This is a genomic window from Microlunatus sp. YIM B11417, from assembly GCF_059617205.1.
The window spans coordinates 171872-189335 of sequence record NZ_JCAMPJ010000010.1 but is presented as its reverse complement, the minus strand read 5'-3'; the positions used below and the strand labels follow the sequence as shown (position 1 = coordinate 189335).

Here is a 17464-nt window from a genome sequence, read left to right as displayed (position 1 = left end):
CATTCCGAACCCGGAAGTTAAGCCTCACAGCGCCGATGGTACTGCACGGGGAGCCGTGTGGGAGACTAGGACGTCGCCGGTCATACACATTTCAAGGTCGACCCCCACGCGGGGTCGACCTTGAAATGTTTCTACGCCCTTTTCCGGAGCCCGGCTCCTTCAGTTGAGTTGGGCCTCGAGATCGCGACGGATCCGGTGCAGCAGAAGTTTGTGTGCCGCCGGGTCCAGGTGGCCGGCCTCGTCGACGACGGCCAGTGACACCGGTGCTGATTCCGGGGTTCGGATCAGAATGGCTCCGGTGGCATGGTGCGGGCGCCACCAGCCGTCGATCAGCAGGACCTCGTCGGTGATCTTGTTCCGGGCCGCGTCGAGAGTCTCCGCAGCCGTCGCCGGAACCTGGCCGGGCCAGCCGCCCCAGCCGACTCGGGCCCGCGATCGTTCGAGGATCGCGACGGCCTCGTCGTCGGCGAGTTCGGTCAGCAGGCGCAGGCCGGGCGTGGACACGTTGAGCGGCCAGCCGCCGTTCCAGAGCGAGAAGGAGTGGTCGCGGCGCGCCCTGGCCAGATGCAGCACGTCCTGCTGCCAGAGCATGCAGACAGCGATGGTGACGTCCGCATAGTTGTCGATGAGGCTCCGGACTCCGGCCCGCAGCTGCCTGACCAGGGGCAGCCGGCTCACCGAGTCGGCCAGGCCGAGGAGACCGTACGAGCACTCGAAGCGTCCGTGGTCGTCCTTGCGGACATAGCCGGCGTCGATCAGCACAGCCAGGCTCCGCGACGCCGAGCTCTGGTGGACGCCCAGCCGTGAGGCGAGGTCGGTCGCGGTGAGGGGCCCTCGTCGGAGAGGATCCGCAGCAGGCGCAGCCCGCGGGCCAGTGATTGGTTGGTAGCACCCGGCTCGATCGTCGACACGGCTCTACTCTGTCAATGCCAGGGCTGAATGGAAACCGACTTCTGGCGGCTCAGCCGTTTCCCGGCGGGTTGCGATCGGGATGCAAGGTGGCGAACAAGGAATAGGTGGCGCCGTCAGCATCCGGCCCGCGTTCCTTGAACTCGTTCACCAGGGCGTACAGGCGGTCCTGGAATTCACGCTTGTGCTCGTCGTTGAGCTTGAGACCGAGCCAGGTGACGTCGAGTTCAGCGGGTGCGATGCCGTCGATCTGCTGCAGGAAGGTCTCGACCAGGACGTACGAGCCGTTCGGGATCGGCGTTCGCCAGGACAGCCCGGTCGCCCGGTAGGGGACCTCGCGGGCCCCCTGGTTGCCGACCCGCTCCGGCTCGGCCACCAGGTAGCCGGTGCTGACCAGGGAGCGGACGTGGTGCAGCATCGTGCCGGGATTGACGTCGAGGAGTTCGGCCAGTTCCTTGTTCGTGCGGGACTCGAAGGCGCACAGGCGCAGCACCCGCAGCCGGACCGGCGAACTGAGCGCCCGGATCCGGGCCTCCTCCTCAGCCACGGCCATGACCGCAGCCTACGCGACCGATTGACAAGTCTCAATCAGTCCTTGCAGACTGATTGACATGTCTCAATCACCGTCGCCCGCTGTTCCCGGGGAGAGCGCGGCTCCGGCGGGGAACGCCGAGCGGTCGCTGTGGCGTGACCGGAACTTCCTCACCCTGTGGGGTGGACAGGCGTTCGCCCAGTTCGGTGCGCAGATCTCCGAGCTGGCCATCCCGGTCCTCGCGGTGCTGCTGCTCGGTGCCGGTGCGTTCGAGGTGGGCGTGCTGAACGCCGCGAACGTGGCCGCGTTCCTGGTCGTCGGGCTGCCGGCGGGGGTGTGGATCGACCGGCTGCGCAAGCGTCAGGTCATGATCGTCGCCGACCTGGTCCGCGCGGTCGCGCTGGCTTCGGTACCTCTGCTCTGGGTGGCCGGGTTGCTGCAACTCTGGCAGCTGATCATCGTGGCCGGGGTCGTGGGGGTCGCGTCGGTGTTCTTCGACGTGTCGTACCAGAGCATCGTGCCGGCGCTGGTCCGGCCGCGGCAGATCGCCGAGGCGAACGGCAAGCTGCAGGCGACGTACGAGCTCGCGAACATCGCCGGGCCGGGCGTCGGCGGCTGGCTGATCGGACTGATCACGGCCCCGCTGGCCATGATCGCCACCGCGGGCACCTACCTGGTCTCCGTCCTCGCCCTCAGTCTCACCCGTGATCACGAGGAGCGTCGTCCGCGTGATGATCATGGTCCGATCCTGCGCGAGATCGCCGAGGGGCTGCGGTTCGTGTTCAGTGAGCCGCTGCTGCGCCGGATCGTCGGCACCACCAGCGTGTCCAACTTCTTCAACACGATCTCGATGACCCTGTTGCCGCTGCTTCTCCTGCGGGAGTTGGGATTCACGCCGCAGGCGATGGGCATCGTGATCTCCCTCGGGTCGGTCGGCGGCCTGGTCGGCGCGGTGGCGACGCCGCGGATCGTCCGGCTGATCGGGGAGGCGCGGGCGATCCCGGTCAGCGCGATCGGCTTCAGTGTGATCGGTCTGCTGGTGCCGTTCGCCGCCCTCGTCCCGACGATCGCGTTCCCGCTGCTGGTGGCGCAGTTCTTCGTCGGCACGTTCACCGCCCTGCTCTACAACATCACCCAGGTGACCTTCCGGCAGCGGATCACACCGGCCCGCCTGCTCGGCCGGATGAACGCCTCGGTCCGCTTCTTCGTCTGGGGCGTGATGCCGATCGCCGCGCTGCTCGCCGGCGTGCTCGGCGCCGGGCTCGGCGTCGTCCCGACGCTGTGGATCGCCGCCGGCGGTCAACTCTGCGCCGCCGCGTTCGTCGTCACCGGGCGTTTCTGGTCGATGCGGGAACTGCCCGACCTGCACGCGGGCGCAGGGAAGTGACGGCTGGTCAAGGAGTTCCGGCGCAGGGGGATGTCCTGGCCAGGCTGCGCCGGCTCAGTGCCCAGGTGAGGAAGCCCGAGCCTGCGAAGGCGGCGCCGAGTACGGAGGACCCGGTCCAGCCGACCGCGGAATACACGGTCGTCGTGGTGACGGCGCCGAAGCCCGAGCCGAGGGAATAGAAGATCATGTAGCCGCCCAGTGTGCTGCTCGTACGGTGTGGATAGGCGGCCGTGAGCAGGGCCTGCTGGCTGACGTGCGCGGCCTGGACGGCGAAGTCGAGAACGACGACGCCGACGACCACCAACCCGAGCGACCAGGTGGCCTGCCCGGTGGCGATCCAGGATGCGGCCAGGAGAAGGAACGCGGCTCCGGTGACGGGGTCGGCCTTCGCCGCATCGGCCCAGCGGCCGGCCCGGCCGGCGCCCAGGGCGCCGGCGAGCCCGGCCAGTCCGAACAGGCCGAGCTGAGCCGTGCTCAAGTGCCACGGGGCCGCGCTGAGCGGCAGGGCGATCCCGCTCCAGAGCGAGCCGAAGGACGCGAACAGGAAGAAGGCCATCAGCCCACGCGACACGAACAGGGGATCTCGGAACAGCCCACCCAGCGAAACGATCACGTCGCCGTAGGTTCGGCGCCGGGTGCGACGGTCTGCCGGCAGGAGCCCCAGGGCGAGGATCGCGAGGACGGCCAGCATGACCGCGAGCGTGACGTAGACGCCGCGCCAGCTCCACACCGAGGCGAGCAGGCCGGCCAGCACGCGGGCACCCAGGATGCCGAGGATGACCCCGGCCGTGACGACGCCGAGGGTGCGGCCGCGCTCTGCCGGGACCGACAGGTCGGCGGCGAACGCGACGGTGGTCTGCACCACGACGGCGAACAGGCCCGTGGCGGCGAGGCTGATCAGCAGCGCCGGGAGGTCGGCAGCGAACGCTGCCGCGCTCATGCCGACCGCGGCAAGCGCCAGGTGGCCCGCGATGAGCCGGCGCCGATCCAGCAGATCACCCAGCGGGACGAGCGCGGCCAAGCCGACCAGGTAACCGAGTTGTCCTGCCGTCACGATCCAGCCCAGGTTCGCCTCGGCCACCTCCAGGCTGTGCCCGATCTCGGCGAGGACGGGTTGGGCAACGTAGATCGTGGCGACGGCAACCGCGCAGACGCCAGTCAGCAGCATCCTCGAACCGGCTCTCAACGCGGCACCTCCGGCCAATAAGTAGCGAATTGCAACCGATTGGACCCTAGGGCAATATGGTTTCAGTTCGCAACTCATTGGGAGGGGCCATGAACGCCGATGTACGGCTCGAGGACCTGGCCTGGACGGACTCGGGCTGTCCCGTCGCCCGCACGGTCGATCTGGTGGGCGATCGGTGGAGCCTGCTGATCATGCGCGACGCCATGGACGGTGCGCGTTCGTTCACCGACTTCCAGCAACGGACCGGGGTCGCGCGCAACATCCTCACCGACCGGCTTCGTCGCCTCGTCGACCGCGGCCTGCTCGGACGGGAGACCGCCAGCTCGGGACGACGACAGGTTTACGTCCTCACCGAGGCGGGACGCGATCTCTTCACGGTCATCGTGGCGTTGCGCCAATGGGGCGAGCGCCACGCGTTCGGCCCTCGGGAGACCCATTCGATCCTGGCCGGCGAGGACGGGAACCCGCTGGCCCGGCTCAGCCCGACCGATTCCCGCGGTGCTCCGGCGACTCCCGACACGACCACGGTCACGCGCAAGCAACCTCCACCTGGGCGCGGGTGATTTTCCGCCGCGACTGACCGGCGGGAATCCATTCTCGGTTCAGCGGACGCCGACGATCTGCTGCTCGGGCTCGATGATCATGACGATCCGGTCCAGGTCCCGGGAGTACGGCCCGCCGATGTAGGTCATGGCGATCCGGTCGATGATCTCCCAGCGGGACTCGTCCTCGATCCAGTCGACGACCCGGCCGCGGACGACGACCGGCTGGAACGGCCCGTCGGCGGGCGCGATGGACAGGGCCACTCGCGGGTCCTTCCGCAGGTTGCGTGCCTTGCGCGAGTCCGGTCCGGTGAAGACGATGATCCGGTCGCCCTCGGTACCGACGAAGACCGGCACGACGTGGGGTGAGCCGTCCGGCAGCACGGTCGCCAGGTGGGCGATCGAAGCGCCGTCGAGGGCGTGGCGAACGTCGGGTTCCAACATGGGTGCTCCTGTTCAGTGTGGAGGGTCGGTCCCTCACCGGTGATCAACTCGCCTGCGGGAAGTCGAAGAACCGCTCCGGGTCGTAGATCCGCTTGATCTCGGCCAGCCGGGACCGGTTGTCCGCGTGGTAGGCCGACGGCGCGTCCTCCAGCGCGGGATCGGGGAAGTTGGGATACACCCGGCCGGACCCGGCCGGGTGGGTCGTGGCCCAGGAGGCGTCCACCCAGGGGTCGGCCGGATCGCCGATGTGCTCCAGCAGGAACCGCTCGCTCCGGTGCGCGAACGCCGTCGTCTCCGCCGGGACCCGGTTGTAGGCGCCGCCCATCGCCGTGAAGGTGAGCTGGCGACGGCCGGCGTCGCGAGGCTCGCCGAGCCCGGCCAGCAGGTCCGCGAGCACGGGTGCCGGCAGGGTGCCACGGAAGAACTCCGACCGGATCCGGAGCGCTCGTTCGGGTACGTCCCTCGGATCGGTGAGCGTGCGCTTCAGCCGGTGGTACGGCAGCCCGCCGTTCAGCCGGACGACCGGTCGCAGCGCGGCCGCGGCCAGGAGGTCCTGCAGCAGGTCGTGCGTCGCGGCTTCGTCGAGGGCGGCGGCACCGACCAGGGTGCCCCGGACCGGCCGCCCCGGCTCGGCCACCAACGTCAGGTTCACGGTGACGCCGTCCGGCGCGTCCGGGGCCCAGTCCTGCCAGGCGGCGACCAGCCCGGTCGGGTCCGCGCCGGTCCAGGTGGCTTCGATCCTGGTCAGGGCCGGTTCCGGCACCGTCTCGTACCGCAGCGTGGTGACGGCGCCGAACTGCCCGCCGCCGGCGCCGCGCAACGCCCAGAAGAGGTCGGGTTCGCGGTCCTGGTCGCAGTCCACGACACTGCCGTCGGCGAGCACCACCCGGGCGCCGACCAGGCGGTCGCTGGTCAGCCCGTGCCGGCGGCCGAGCAGGCCGATGCCGCCGCCGAGGGTCAGCCCGGCGATGCCGACCGTCGGCCCGCAGCCGGCCGGCAGGGTCCGGCCGAACGCGTGCAGCGCCGGATAGACCCGGCCCAGCCGCGCTCCGGCGCCGATGGTGGCGATGCCGTCGCGCACCGAGACGTCGTCGAGCTCGGACAGGTCGAGCAGCACGCCGTCGGTCGAGGAGCGCCCGGCGAAACAATGACCGCCGCTGCGCACCGCGAAGGGCTCTCCCGTGCCGCGAGTGTACGAGAGCGTACGGGCGACGTCCGACACCGACCGACAGCGCACCACCAGGCTCGGCCGGACACCGCGGAAGGCGGGCTGGGCCGGGCGGCGCGCGGCGTCGTAGCCGGGCGAGCCGGGCCGGAACGCCACGCCGTCGAGGGAGAGAGCGGGCACGCGCCGACGCTACGGCCGGCGCGGCTCGGTGAGCTTGAACAAATCGCGCAGGCTCATTCCGGCCGGTGGGCGGTCGCGACCGGAGAGGAACGGGCGGTAGGACGCCGCGTGATCATGGCCGCAGGCGCACCGGTCGACGTCGCCGCCGAGCAGTTGCCGCGGGGTGAGACCGGTCAGCCGGAGACACTCCCGGCTCAGGTGTGCCTGGTCCGCGTACCCGGCATCGATCGCGAGGCCGGCCGCTCCGTCGGTGCCCCGTCGTCCGGATGCCGTGGCGCCGGCCTGGGCCAGGGCCAGGAATCCCTGGAACCGCAACGTCCGCTGCAGCACCTTCGGGCTCATCCCGACCGCCTGCAGACAACGGCGGCGCAACTGGCTGGGGGACAGCGCGAGATGGCCGGCGAGCGCGTCGATGTTGACCCGCTGCCAGGGCATCAGGGCCTGTACCGCGACACCGACCAGCGGGTCGACCCGGGTGCGCCGGTACTGCGCCAGGAGCCGTTCCTGGACCACCCGCAGCGCCTGCTCCGGAGTCGCGGCCCCGGTCACCGCCTCCGCCAGCCGGTCGGCTTCGGCCCAGAGCTCGGCCAGGCGGACTCGTTGATCGACCAGTTCGTCGAGCACGGCCGGTAGAGCCGGCGCCGCACCCGGACGGAACCTGACCCCGATCAGCGTGGTGTGCGGCGGGATGAGTTCGACCGAGGGACCCGACAACGGCCCGGCCAGCATCGGCGCGCCGCCGACCGGGATGTGCAGCTCGACCCCGCCGGTGGGCAGGTGTCGCTGCACGTACGCGGCCTCGCCGGTGCGCTGGATCCAGACGGTCCGCACCAGGCCGGACAGCTCCGGCACCGGCGGACGCTCGACGTACGACTCCATCGGGGCCATCCTCGCACCGAGGCGGCCCCGGCGGGCCGGTCAGCCGGAGAGGCCCATCGCCGCGTAGACGACCACCGTGATCGAGTTGTTCACGGCGTGCACGATGACGCCCGGCCAGATGGAACCACTGCGGCGGCGGAGCTCGCCGGCGATCAGTCCCACGATCACGGCGGCGAGCAGCACCGCGTTGATGCCGTGCATCAGCGCGAAGATCAGCGAGCTGCCGATCACGCCGATCCAAGGCCCGTACCGCAGCAGCGCGGTGGTGACCACGCCGCGGAACAACAGCTCCTCGCCGATCGGCGTGATCACCGCCAGGAACAGCATCATCAAGATCACGAACAGCGGACCGTTGCCGGCTCCCTGCGCGTAGGTGTCCTGCGTGTCGGTGGCGAGGCCGAACAGGGAGGTCATGGCCGGCATGATGATGATCTTGAGAATCAGGGCGACCACGCCGCCGGCCAGCCCGAGCAGCAGCCAGGTCCAGCTGGTCCTCCGGACGCCGAACGGCCCCAGACTGCGGATCCGGATCGCCAGGGCGGCCGCGAAGCCGACCATGCCGGCGGCGCCGGAGAGCAGGGCCAGCAGGACGCCGCTCAGGGCTCCGTCGATGCCGAGCGGACGGAACAGCAGGATCGGGATGCCGTACCCGACGAGCGACATCGCGGCCAGGCCGACGATGATCTCCGGCCAGCCCGGGCGCACTGCCGGCCGGGTCTCGGTCACCTCGCTGGTGGTCTCGGTCATGATCATTCCTTCCCGCACGGTTGTCTCGGGACCAGTTCAGACCATGCCGTGGGGGCACAGTCAAACCCGCCGCGCCGCGAACTTGACCGTGCCCCAGGGGCATCCGGTGAACTGGGGCCGAGACGACGAGAAAGGAGCGGCGACGTGGCGTGGAGCACCCGGCAGTTGGCGGAGCTGGCCGGAACGACGCTGAAGGCGGTCCGGCACTACCACGAGGTGGGACTGCTGGAGGAGCCGGAGCGCGCCGCCAACGGCTACAAGCAGTACGGGGTCGCCCACCTGGTGCGGCTGCTGCGGATCCGGCGGCTGACCGATCTCGGGCTGTCGCTGAACCAGATCGCGGCGATGGGGGAGGCGGACGAACATCCGGAGCAGGCGCTGCGACTGCTCGACTCCGAACTGGCCGCGACGATCGAGCGTCTGCAACGCATCCGGGCCGAGCTGGCGCTGATCCTGCGGCAGAGCCTGCCCACCGATCTGCCGCCCGAACTGGCCGACGTCACGGCCGACCTGACCGAGGCGGACCGTGCCCTGATCGTCGTGTACGGGCGCGTCCTCGGCCCCGACGGCATCGAGGCGATGCGGCGGATGCTGGCCGGCTGTCAGCGCAACGACGCCGCGGTCGAGTTCGACGAGCTGCCGGCCGACGCGGACGAGGACACCCGGAGCGACGTCGCCGACCGGCTGTTCCCGCACTACCTCGAGTTGATCATGGCCAACCCGGACATCGCGACGATCCAGGCGACCGCGCCTCGCGGACTGGCCTACGTCACCCGGACCGTCAACGACGCCATGGCCGACGTGTTCAACCCGGCCCAGCTGGACGTCCTGGAACGGGTCGGCGAACACTTCCGGCGCCGCGCGGACGAGGCTGCCCGGAAGTCGGGCACAGGGGGTTGAATCCGGTACCCGGGTACGGGTTTACCGTCGAGGCATGACGATCACCGATGAGGACTGGGCACCGGATTCCTGCACCCTGCCGACCGTCGAGCAGCCGCTCCGGGTGGCCGAGTTCGACGCACTGTTCGCGGGGTCGCTCCGGGCCGTCGAACGCGTCGACGCCACGGCGGCCCGGCTGATCCTGGTCGCGGCCGCGGCCGCTCGAGCCCGCGACTTGGCGGACCGGGAGACGGAGTGCTGCGCCTTCTTCCGGTTCGCGCTGGAGCCGGCCGGTGCCGGCCGGATCGCCTTGCTGGTCTCGGTTCCGCCGTCCCGGGCGGGAGTGCTGGACGCGCTGGTGGCGCGCGCCGCGGTGGCCGCCGGGCTGGCGGGGTGATCGGCGGTGTCCAGCTACCCGGGGCTGCGGCCGGCCGAGGTCGCCGCCGCGGCCGGGATCAATCCGCAGACGCTGCGGTACTACGAACGTCGGGGCCTGATCGAGGAACCTGACCGCAGCCTGGGCGGGCACCGGCTCTATCCCGAGGACGTGATCATGATCCTGCGGGTGATCAAGACGACGCAGCGCCTGGGCTTCAGCCTGGACGAGATCGCCGACCTGCTCGATCTGGCCGGGCACCGGCATCCGGCCGGAGGCGGCGCCGGCTTCCGGCACCGCGCCGAGACGAAGCTGGCCGATGTCGAGACACGGATCGCCGAGCTGCAGGCGATCGCGGAGACCCTGCGCCGGGCGCTCGCGGCCGGCTGCGACGACCTGCTCGAGTGCGCCGGCCTTCCCGGCTGCCCGATCCCGTTCACGGCGGTAGCGGGGGAGTCGCCTCGCTAGAGTCCCGTCATGATCATTCTTCGCTCGCTCGGGCTCTTCCTGCTGGCCGCCGTCGCCGAGATCGGCGGCGCCTGGCTGGTCTGGCAGGGATTGCGCGAGCACAAGGGCTGGCTCTGGGTCGGCGCCGGCGTGATCGCCCTCGGCCTCTACGGCTTCGTCGCGACCCTGCAACCCGACCCGCACTTCGGCCGGATCCTGGCCGCCTACGGCGGGATCTTCGTTGCCGGCTCCCTGGCCTGGGCCATGATCATCGACGGCTTCCGCCCGGACCGCTGGGACGTGATCGGCGCCCTGATCTGCCTGGCCGGCGTGATCGTGATCATGTACGCGCCGCGCTCGACGCCTTGATCATCGGCTGGAGGAGTCGTTCCTCGGCCACCTCCAGTTGCCAAGCGACCACATCGGGCGGGGCGAAGGGAAGAGCCCAGTGCAGTTGGTAGAGGATCCGATGCGCCCAATAGCGCTGCAGGTCCTGGTTCGAGAGCCGGTCGGCGAGAAACTCGTCCAGGCGAGCTGCGGCGGCTGCCTGCTCGGGATGCGGGGTCTCGTCGCCGCGGAGTCCCCACTCCAGTTCGAACCGGGTCTTGATCAGGGCGAGGTGTCGGTCTCCCCGGTAGGCGCCGAGGTTCCAGTCGACGACGCCGGTGATCGTTCCGGCGGGGTCGAGAAGGAGGTTGGGAACGCTGAGATCGACGTGCACCAGATCGTCCCCGGCCAGGTCGCCGGGGAATCGCCGGCCGATTTCCTGGATCGCCGCGAGGACGCGACGACTCCGGTCGCTGTGCTCGGCCAGCACTTCGTGGCGCGGGTACGGGTCGCCGCTCCCAGTCAGGCAGAGCGGGAGTAGCGGGACCTCGGGCCGATCCGCGAGCAGGCCGGCGAACCGCTCGTTCACCTCGATGACCGCGTCCATCAATCGCACGGTGATCTCGGTCGGCGGCGTACCTGGCAGGCGTTCCTGCACCACGACGACCTCCGAGCCGACGGGCAGGACGTACATGTGCCGTGCCACCGGCAGACCGTGCCGCCGTGCATGATCAACCAACTCAGCGGTCCGCCGGGCCTCCTCGAGCGGACCGAGATACCGGGTGATCACGGCCTCGGTGCCGTCCCGCAGTTCGACGAAGATCGCGCCGCCCAGCGTGCCCTGGGCGGCGCGCCCGGTCCGGGTCAGCCCGGCCCCGGTCGCCCGATTGACGGCGTCGATCACGGTCTGGTCATCGGTCTCGGACATGGCGCCTCCCCGAGCGTGGGTGGATCACGCCCATTCTCGCCGAGCCCGGCTGCCTCCCCGGCCCGACCGGGTGTCGGGTTGTCGACACTCCCACGCTGCGGGAGCGTTGCGACGTGGGTTCGTCGACAATCGCACGCCTGGCTTGACCCTGCGCTCGGGTACTTGCCCTTCCAGGGTTGTCGCGGTGCGGCGGTTATGCTTCGGCCGCGCAGGATTCGTTGGAGGTGAGCGATGGAAGGGACGGGGCGGTCCGGCGGGCGGCGGGTCCGGATGATCGATGTCGCGGACTCCCTCGGCGTCTCCCGGGCAACCGTGTCGCTGGTGATGCGGAACAGCCCGCTGGTCTCGGCGACCACCCGGACCGCGGTGCTGGCGGAGGCCGAACGGCTCGGGTACGTCTACAACCAGGCGGCGGCCAACCTCCGCACACAACGCAACGACCTGGTCGGGCTCGTCATGCCGGACGTGATCAACCCGTTCGTCGCCGAGGTCTCGCTCGGCGTGCAGGAGGTGCTCGGCGAGGTCGGCTTCTTCGTCATGATCGCCAACACGGTGGACCGGCTCGAACTGCAGGAGCAGATCCTGCGGTCGCTGGTCGAGCACCGGGCCGCCGGTGTGGTGACGATCCCGGCGCTCACCTCGGCCGCCGAGCACTTCGCCGTGATCAGGCGCAGTGATCTGCCCACGGTCACGCTGCTCCGCGACATCGAGGGGGTAGGGCTGCCGTTCGTCGGCACCGACGAGGCCGCGATCGGGCGGCTCGGGGCGCGGCATCTGATCGAGGTGCACGGCTGTCGCCGGGTCGCCTACTTCGGCGGCGATCCCTTGGCCTCGCCGCGGGTCGGCCGGCTGCGCGCGTTCCGGCGCACCGCGAACCGGGCCGGCGCGGACTGGGACGAGGCGTGGTCGGAGCCGGTCGAGGCATCTGCCGATGCCGCCTACCGCAGGGCCGGGGAACTGCTCGGTGCCGGGGTTCGCCCGCCACCGGGGATTCTCTGCCACAGCGACAACGTCGCGTACGGCCTGGTCCGCGCCCTCGGTGATCATGGAATTCCGCCGGTCTCGGTCCTGGGCATCGACGACCTGCACCAGTCGGCGATGTGGAACCCGCCGATCAGCAGCATCGCCACCGATCCGGTCGGCCTGGGCCGCGTCTGCGCGCGGGTCCTGCTCGACGAGATGGGCCTGCCCACCAAGGGAAGCCGGCGTCCGCCGGCGCCGAAGGTGCACGCCCGCGTGTCCTGCGGCTGCGCCTGAATCTCATCATCCGAGAGATCACGGGGACACTTGACGCCTGCGTTTAGATCGATCTAAATTGACCGCCAGATCGATCATCGAACGAGGAGGGGACGGGGATGTCTCCGGCAGTCAGGTCCGACGCCGCCCGTCGATCACCGGCCCGGCGGGCCCGCTGGCACCGCCGCGAGGACCGGGTCGGCTACGCGATGCTGGTGCCCAGTCTGCTGCCGTACGTCGCCTTCGCGCTGCTGCCGATCAGCTGGTTGTTGTGGTTCAGTTTCCAACGCTGGAACGGATTCTCGGCGCCGCAGTTCACCGGGCTGGCCAACTACCAGCGGATGGCCGGCGACGAGCAGTGGTGGGACGCGGTGCTGAACACGCTGAAGTTCGGCTTCGGCCGGTTGATCATCGAGATCCCGCTGGCCCTGGTGCTGGCGTACGTCTTCTTCCGCGGCGTCCGCGGCGGCACCTTCTACCGGACGATCTTCTTCCTGCCGCACGTCTTGTCGCCGGCGATCATCGGCATCATCTTCGTCTTCCTGCTCCGGGAGACCGGCGGCCCGGTGAACCAGCTGCTCACCGGGTCGGGCCTGTTCGCGGCACCGGTACGGTTCCTCGGCGAGGCGGGCAGCGCGCTCGGCAGCCTGATCGGCGTCGCCGTCTGGGCCCACCTCGGGATCAACCTGCTGCTGTTCTTCGCCGGCATGATGACGATCCCGAACGAACTGCTGGAGAGCGCGTCGCTGGAGGGCGCCGGGCACTGGGCCACGCTGCGGCACATCGTGATGCCGATGCTGGCCCCGGTCACCCGGGTGGTGATCTTGATCTCGATCATCGGCACGCTGCGCAGCTTCGATCTGGTCAAGACGCTCACAGACGGCGGCCCGGCGGGCAGTACCGAGGTGATGTTCACCTACCTCTACCGGTTCTTCTTCGAGCCGGAAGCCGTGCCCCAGATCGGGTACGCGGCAGCGCTGGGGATCACCGCCAGCGTGGTCGTCGGCATCATCTCGGTGGCCTACCTGCGGCTGAGTCGGACCGAGCCGTGACCGCCCAGGTGGAGGTCGAACGGATCCCGGACCGGCCGGACTCGTCGGTGCCGGTGAACTCGAAGCACCGGCGGAAACCGGTCCGGCCGCTCTCGGTGCTGCTGCAGGTGATCCTGGTCGTCGCGGCGTTGATCATGATCTCGCCGTTGATCTTCGGGCTGCTCGCGTCGGTGTCGCCGCTGGATCAGATCCTCAGCCGGAACGGCGGGATCCTCCCGCGGGTCTGGGAATGGGGCACCTATGTCCAGGCCTGGACCACCGCGAACTTCTCCCGCTACTTCGTGAACAGCCTGATCGTCACCGCCCTCGTGGTGGTGCTGGACACGCTCGCCTCGAGCATGACCGGGTACGTGCTCGCCCGCCGGCAGCTCCGCGGCCAACGGCTGCTCGAGGGCCTCTACGTCGGCACCCTCTTCGTCGGCCTGACCACGGCCACCCTCTATCCGCAGTACGTGATCGCCGAGGCGCTCGGGCTGGACAACCTGCTCGGCATCGCGCTGGTCCAGCTGGCCGGGATCATGCTGGTGCACATCTTCCTGATCAAGGCCTTCGTGATCGGGCTCGGCACCGAGATGGAGGACGCCGCCCGGGTCGACGGGTGCGGGCTGTTCGGCACCTACTGGCGGGTGACCTTCCCGCTGATGCGGCCGATCCTCGCCACCACGGTGATCCTGGGCTTCCAGGCGTCCTGGAACAACTACCAGGTTCCGCTCGTGTTCTCGTTGGCCGCACCCGATCTGCGCACGCTCGTCGTCGGGGTCAGCGCGCTCCAGTACGACGCCGCGGAAGGCATGACGCCGTACAACACCGTGCTGGCCGGCGCCAACCTGGCGCTGGTGCCCATCGTGGTGATCTTCGTCCTGCTGCAGCGCCACTTCGTCCGCGGCTGGACCGAGGGCTCGGTGAAGGGATGACCACGCTGTTCGCGCCGGACGGCGCCCTGCTCCGGGCCTGGTCCCGCTGGTGGCACTGGGCCTGGACCAGCTGCTGCTGGCTGCTGTTCAGCCTGCCCGTGATCACCCTGCCGGCGGCGACGCTCTGGCTGATCACCCACCAGCGCCGGCACGCCGGCGGCGAGGCACCGCTCGGGCCGGCCGAGACCCTGCGCTACCTGGTCCGGCACCTGCTCCCGTCACTGCCGCTGGCCGGCTGCCACCTCGGCGTCGCGGCGCTGGTGATCATCGGGCTGTTCGGCCCGTCGCCGGGCGGAGCGTACGGGTGGGTGGTGCTGATCACCAGCAGCCTGGCCGGGGTCACCTGGCTGTTGCTGGCGCCCTGGACATTCGTGATCTTCGAACGGACCGGGCGGACCGTCCTCTCGATCAAGGCCGCCTACCGGCTCGCCCTGACCAGGATCGACCTGGCCGTGACCGGCGCGACCGCGGTGCTGATCGCCGGGGCGGCCGCCGTCCTGCTGTTCACCCGGGTGCCCTACCTGGGCCCGTTGCTGGCGCTCGCCGTCCCGGCCGCCGTCGCCAGTCTTTCGATCATGCTCCACGACCGCGCGAGTGCGCTCGCCCACCGAGATGAGGTTCACCGATGACTGCATCCCTCACCCGCCGCGGCTTCCTCGGCGGGGTCGCCGCGACCGGCCTGGCCGCCGCCGGCTGCAGCGGCTCGCCCACCGGGTCGGCCGGCGGGCCGACGACCGTCGTCGTCTGGGACCGGGCCGGCGCCCATGCCAAGGCCCGCCAGGAGTTCTTCCAAGCCTGGAACGGAAAGGAGGGCGCCGAGCTCGGCATCACCGTCCAGTACGAGCCGCAGGCGACCGACAAGTACGAGGAGATCGTCCGGGTCGGCTTCCAGACCAAGCGGGCCCCCGACCTGTTCCACAGCCCCTCCTCCCAACTCGGGGCCTTCGTCGCGGCCGGCTGGGTCCTGCCGCTGAAGGACCTGGTGGACCAGGCGGTGCTGGACCGGGCCGCCCCGTACCACCAGAAGAACAGCGAGTTGGTCTGGGGCGGCCAGCCCTACGCGGTGCCGACCACGGCGTTCACCAACCGGATGGTGATCAACACCGACCTGTTCCAGCGGGCCGGCCTGGATCCCGAGGCCCCGCCGAAGACGTTCGCCGAGGTCCGCCGGGCCGCGGCGGCGATCACCAAGGCCGGCGGCGGCGACGCGTTCGGCATGATCATCCCGATCAAGGCGACCGGCTTCCGGCAGTGGAGCGTGGACATCCCGCTGATGGCCGGCGACGAGGCGCTGGCCCAGTTCGGCCTGTTCGACGCGGCGGCGCAGCAGTACGAGTCCGAGAAGTACGCGCCGATCATCGAGCTCTACCGGGCCATGATCACCGACAAGACCGCCTACCCGGGCGCGGCGACGCTGACCAGCGATGTGTCCGCGAACGCCTTCGGCAAGGGCGAGGCCGGCCTGTACATCACCAGCAGCGCGATCGTCTCCTCCCTGACCGACCTGAAGAGCAAGGTCTCCGCCGTGGCCGCACCGCTGCCGGTGCCGGACGGACAGCAGCTGGTCCGCTCCCCGATGAACGCCGGCTACCCGTACGCGATCTCGTCGACCAGCAAGAACCCGGAGCAGGCGGCGAAGGTGTTCGAGGTGATGGTCGGCGACGGCATCCAGGAGGCCCTGGCCGCCAAGGCCGCTCCGCCGATCAACGACGCGGTCTGGGACTCCGCCGCGATCAAGGACAACGCGTTCCTGCAACAGTTCCGGCCGGCCGATCTCGACCGCCAGTGGCCGAAGACGCCCGGCGGCCTGCTCCAGGTCGACGGCGAGAAGGTCGACCAGACGATCGAGAAGCTGCTGCTCGACCCGGCCGCCGACCTCGGGCCGGCGCTGGCTTCGATGCAGCAGCGGATGCAGGCCGCCTACGACGCCGCGGTGAAGAGCGGCGAGGTCGACCCGCAGGAGTTCCAGGCGTGACCCGGCCCAACCTCGTGCTGCTGCTGGCCGATCAGTGGCGCGGCCAGGACCAGGGCTGGCTCGACGACGACCGCGGCAAGGCCTCGGCAGTCCGGACACCGCACCTGGACCGGCTGGCCGCGACCGGTGCCGCGATCGCCGGCGGGCGGTCGAACGCACCGATCTGCGGACCCAGCCGGGCCAGCCTGGTCACCGGCTCGCTGCCGCACCGGCACGGCGTGGTCGCCAACGACCTGCCGCTGCCGCCGGACCTGCCGACCCTCGGCACGGCGCTCGCCGCGGCCGGCTACCGCACCGGCTGGATCGGCAAGTGGCACCTGGCCGGGCTGCCGCGGGACAAATGGGTGCCGCCGGCCGCGCGGCCCGGGATCGAGCACTGGGTCGGCGTCGACTGCTCCCATGATCACGTCGACGGGCACTACTACACCGGCCCGGACACCAAGATCGACTTCTCCGGGTACGAGCCGGAGGCGCACACCGACCTGGCGCTGGAGTTCCTGTCCCGACAGGGCTCCGACCCGTTCTTCCTCACCGTGTCCTACAACCCTCCGCACGATCCGTACGACTCGGTCCCGGACCGGCTCCGCTGCTACGATGCCGCCGCCGCGACCGTACCGCCGAACACCGCGGACACCGCCGAGCAGCGGGACACGCTGAGCCTGTACTGGAGCGCGATCACCGCGGTGGATGCCGAGCTGGGCAGGATCGTCGCCGAACTGGACCGGCTCGGGTTGCGCCGGGACACGATCATCGCCGTCAGCTCCGATCACGGCGACCTGCTCGGGGCACACGGCCTGCGGGCCAAGCAGAGCCCGTACGCGGAAGCGGTCCGGGTGCCGCTGGTGATCAACGGGCCGGGCATCCCGGCGTCCCGGCCGGACGGGCTGTTCGGGCTGACCGACCTCGCCCCGACGCTGCTCGGGCTGGCCGGGCTGTCGCCGGTCGGTGCCGACGGGCAGGACCTCAGTGATCGACTGCGGTCCGGGGGCCGGCTGCGGGACGAGGTGATCATCGGCAACTGGGTCAGCTGCGACAACGGCTTCGACCAGGGGATCGGCGAGTGGCGCGGCCTGGTCACCGAGGAGCTGACCTACGCGCGGAGCGTCGACGGCCGGCCCTGGCTGTTCTTCGACGACCGGTCCGACCCGTGGCAGCAGGACAACCTGGCCGAGGATCCGGCGGAGGCCGCCCGGGTGCGGCACTCCGACGCCCGGCTGAGCACGCTGCTGGCCGCGGCCGACGATCAGTTCCTGCCCGCGGACCGGCTGCTCGACCGGGTCGGCATGGTCGAGGCCTGGAACGCCCGTGAAGCCGCCCTGCGGGGCGACCGTGCCCGGCTGTTGCCGGCCCCGTGAT

The 17464-nt window shown here is 70.5% G+C and carries 20 protein-coding genes and 1 rRNA gene; 13 read left to right on the top strand and 8 right to left on the bottom strand.

The features are described 5' to 3' along the window. Positions 1-82: ribosomal RNA gene (gene rrf / locus AC6CCG_RS30530) — 5S ribosomal RNA — on the top strand; the annotation flags it as partial. A gap of 77 nt (positions 83-159) precedes the next feature. On the opposite strand, the gene AC6CCG_RS30525 is transcribed toward rrf, so the two are convergent. Together AC6CCG_RS30525 and AC6CCG_RS30520 are read right to left on the bottom strand one after the other, a co-directional pair. Beyond that, positions 160-879 (bottom strand): MarR family transcriptional regulator, encoded by a 720-nt coding sequence (locus tag AC6CCG_RS30525; RefSeq protein WP_496658582.1) that lies wholly within the window; start codon positions 877-879, stop codon positions 160-162. 82 nt (positions 880-961) lie between these two features. Continuing rightward, complete coding sequence (locus AC6CCG_RS30520; RefSeq protein ID WP_496658573.1) at positions 962-1462, bottom strand: ArsR/SmtB family transcription factor; 501 nt, start codon at positions 1460-1462, stop codon at positions 962-964. Positions 1463-1520: 58 nt separating this feature from the next. On the opposite strand from AC6CCG_RS30520, the gene AC6CCG_RS30515 reads away from it, so the two are divergent. Then, complete coding sequence (locus AC6CCG_RS30515) at positions 1521-2828, top strand: MFS transporter (RefSeq protein WP_496658572.1); 1308 nt, start codon at positions 1521-1523, stop codon at positions 2826-2828. 7 nt (positions 2829-2835) lie between these two features. Here the strand turns inward: AC6CCG_RS30515 and AC6CCG_RS30510 are convergent, their stop codons facing one another. Further along, a complete protein-coding gene (locus AC6CCG_RS30510; RefSeq protein ID WP_496658571.1) occupies positions 2836-3996 on the bottom strand; it encodes an MFS transporter in 1161 nt (386 codons plus the stop codon). Between the two features lie 107 nt (positions 3997-4103). On the opposite strand from AC6CCG_RS30510, the gene AC6CCG_RS30505 reads away from it, so the two are divergent. Next, on the top strand, positions 4104-4577 hold the full coding sequence (locus AC6CCG_RS30505; protein ID WP_496658570.1) for a winged helix-turn-helix transcriptional regulator: 474 nt from the start codon (positions 4104-4106) through the stop codon (positions 4575-4577). A 39-nt stretch (positions 4578-4616) separates the two neighbouring features. Here the strand turns inward: AC6CCG_RS30505 and AC6CCG_RS30500 are convergent, their stop codons facing one another. Genes AC6CCG_RS30500 through AC6CCG_RS30485 form a run of 4 tightly spaced genes read right to left on the bottom strand, consistent with a single transcriptional unit; the run spans position 4617 to position 7974 of the window. Next, positions 4617-5000 carry a pyridoxamine 5'-phosphate oxidase family protein gene (locus AC6CCG_RS30500; protein ID WP_496658569.1) on the bottom strand — a complete coding sequence of 128 codons (384 nt, stop codon included), beginning with the start codon at positions 4998-5000 and terminating at the stop codon, positions 4617-4619. Between the two features lie 43 nt (positions 5001-5043). Beyond that, positions 5044-6348, bottom strand: a complete 1305-nt coding sequence (locus AC6CCG_RS30495) for an FAD-binding oxidoreductase (protein WP_496658568.1) — start codon at positions 6346-6348, stop codon at positions 5044-5046. A 9-nt stretch (positions 6349-6357) separates the two neighbouring features. Further along, complete coding sequence (locus tag AC6CCG_RS30490) at positions 6358-7227, bottom strand: DUF6597 domain-containing transcriptional factor (protein ID WP_496658567.1); 870 nt, start codon at positions 7225-7227, stop codon at positions 6358-6360. Between the two features lie 39 nt (positions 7228-7266). Continuing rightward, complete coding sequence (locus AC6CCG_RS30485; RefSeq protein WP_496658565.1) at positions 7267-7974, bottom strand: CPBP family intramembrane glutamic endopeptidase; 708 nt, start codon at positions 7972-7974, stop codon at positions 7267-7269. Positions 7975-8118: 144 nt separating this feature from the next. On the opposite strand from AC6CCG_RS30485, the gene AC6CCG_RS30480 reads away from it, so the two are divergent. From AC6CCG_RS30480 to AC6CCG_RS30465, 4 genes are read left to right on the top strand one after another with little or no spacing between them, the layout of a single operon-like run. Beyond that, positions 8119-8874, top strand: a complete 756-nt coding sequence (locus AC6CCG_RS30480; protein ID WP_496658564.1) for a MerR family transcriptional regulator — start codon at positions 8119-8121, stop codon at positions 8872-8874. Positions 8875-8908: 34 nt separating this feature from the next. After that, positions 8909-9250, top strand: coding sequence for a hypothetical protein (locus tag AC6CCG_RS30475; RefSeq protein WP_496658563.1), 342 nt, complete (start codon positions 8909-8911; stop codon positions 9248-9250). 6 nt (positions 9251-9256) lie between these two features. Continuing rightward, a complete protein-coding gene (locus tag AC6CCG_RS30470) occupies positions 9257-9697 on the top strand; it encodes a MerR family transcriptional regulator (RefSeq protein ID WP_496658561.1) in 441 nt (146 codons plus the stop codon). Positions 9698-9706: 9 nt separating this feature from the next. Then, positions 9707-10045 (top strand): YnfA family protein, encoded by a 339-nt coding sequence (locus tag AC6CCG_RS30465; protein WP_496658560.1) that lies wholly within the window; start codon positions 9707-9709, stop codon positions 10043-10045. On the opposite strand, the gene AC6CCG_RS30460 is transcribed toward AC6CCG_RS30465, so the two are convergent. Continuing rightward, positions 10017-10931 (bottom strand): phosphotransferase, encoded by a 915-nt coding sequence (locus AC6CCG_RS30460; protein ID WP_496658559.1) that lies wholly within the window; start codon positions 10929-10931, stop codon positions 10017-10019. The two genes, AC6CCG_RS30465 and AC6CCG_RS30460, sit on opposite strands and share 29 nt — an antisense overlap. Before the next feature lie 231 nt (positions 10932-11162). Here AC6CCG_RS30460 and AC6CCG_RS30455 point away from each other — a divergent pair, with 231 nt between their 5' ends. From AC6CCG_RS30455 to AC6CCG_RS30430, 6 genes are all read left to right on the top strand, one after another. Continuing rightward, the gene (locus AC6CCG_RS30455) at positions 11163-12188 is read left to right on the top strand and encodes a LacI family DNA-binding transcriptional regulator (protein WP_496658558.1); all 1026 of its coding nucleotides are present in this window, start codon (positions 11163-11165) and stop codon (positions 12186-12188) included. Positions 12189-12286: 98 nt separating this feature from the next. Next, on the top strand, positions 12287-13219 hold the full coding sequence (locus AC6CCG_RS30450) for a carbohydrate ABC transporter permease (RefSeq protein WP_496658557.1): 933 nt from the start codon (positions 12287-12289) through the stop codon (positions 13217-13219). Then, entirely contained in the window at positions 13216-14133 is a 918-nt protein-coding gene (locus tag AC6CCG_RS30445) for a carbohydrate ABC transporter permease (RefSeq protein WP_496658556.1), read from the top strand. Before AC6CCG_RS30450 ends, AC6CCG_RS30445 begins: the two co-directional genes overlap by 4 nt. Continuing rightward, the gene (locus tag AC6CCG_RS30440; RefSeq protein ID WP_496658555.1) at positions 14130-14762 is read left to right on the top strand and encodes a hypothetical protein; all 633 of its coding nucleotides are present in this window, start codon (positions 14130-14132) and stop codon (positions 14760-14762) included. The genes AC6CCG_RS30445 and AC6CCG_RS30440 overlap by 4 nt, the downstream gene beginning before the upstream one ends. Next, complete coding sequence (locus tag AC6CCG_RS30435) at positions 14759-16108, top strand: ABC transporter substrate-binding protein (RefSeq protein ID WP_496658553.1); 1350 nt, start codon at positions 14759-14761, stop codon at positions 16106-16108. The genes AC6CCG_RS30440 and AC6CCG_RS30435 overlap by 4 nt, the downstream gene beginning before the upstream one ends. Then, a complete protein-coding gene (locus AC6CCG_RS30430) occupies positions 16105-17463 on the top strand; it encodes a sulfatase-like hydrolase/transferase (RefSeq protein ID WP_496658552.1) in 1359 nt (452 codons plus the stop codon). The genes AC6CCG_RS30435 and AC6CCG_RS30430 overlap by 4 nt, the downstream gene beginning before the upstream one ends. Position 17464: the final 1 nt, after the last annotated feature.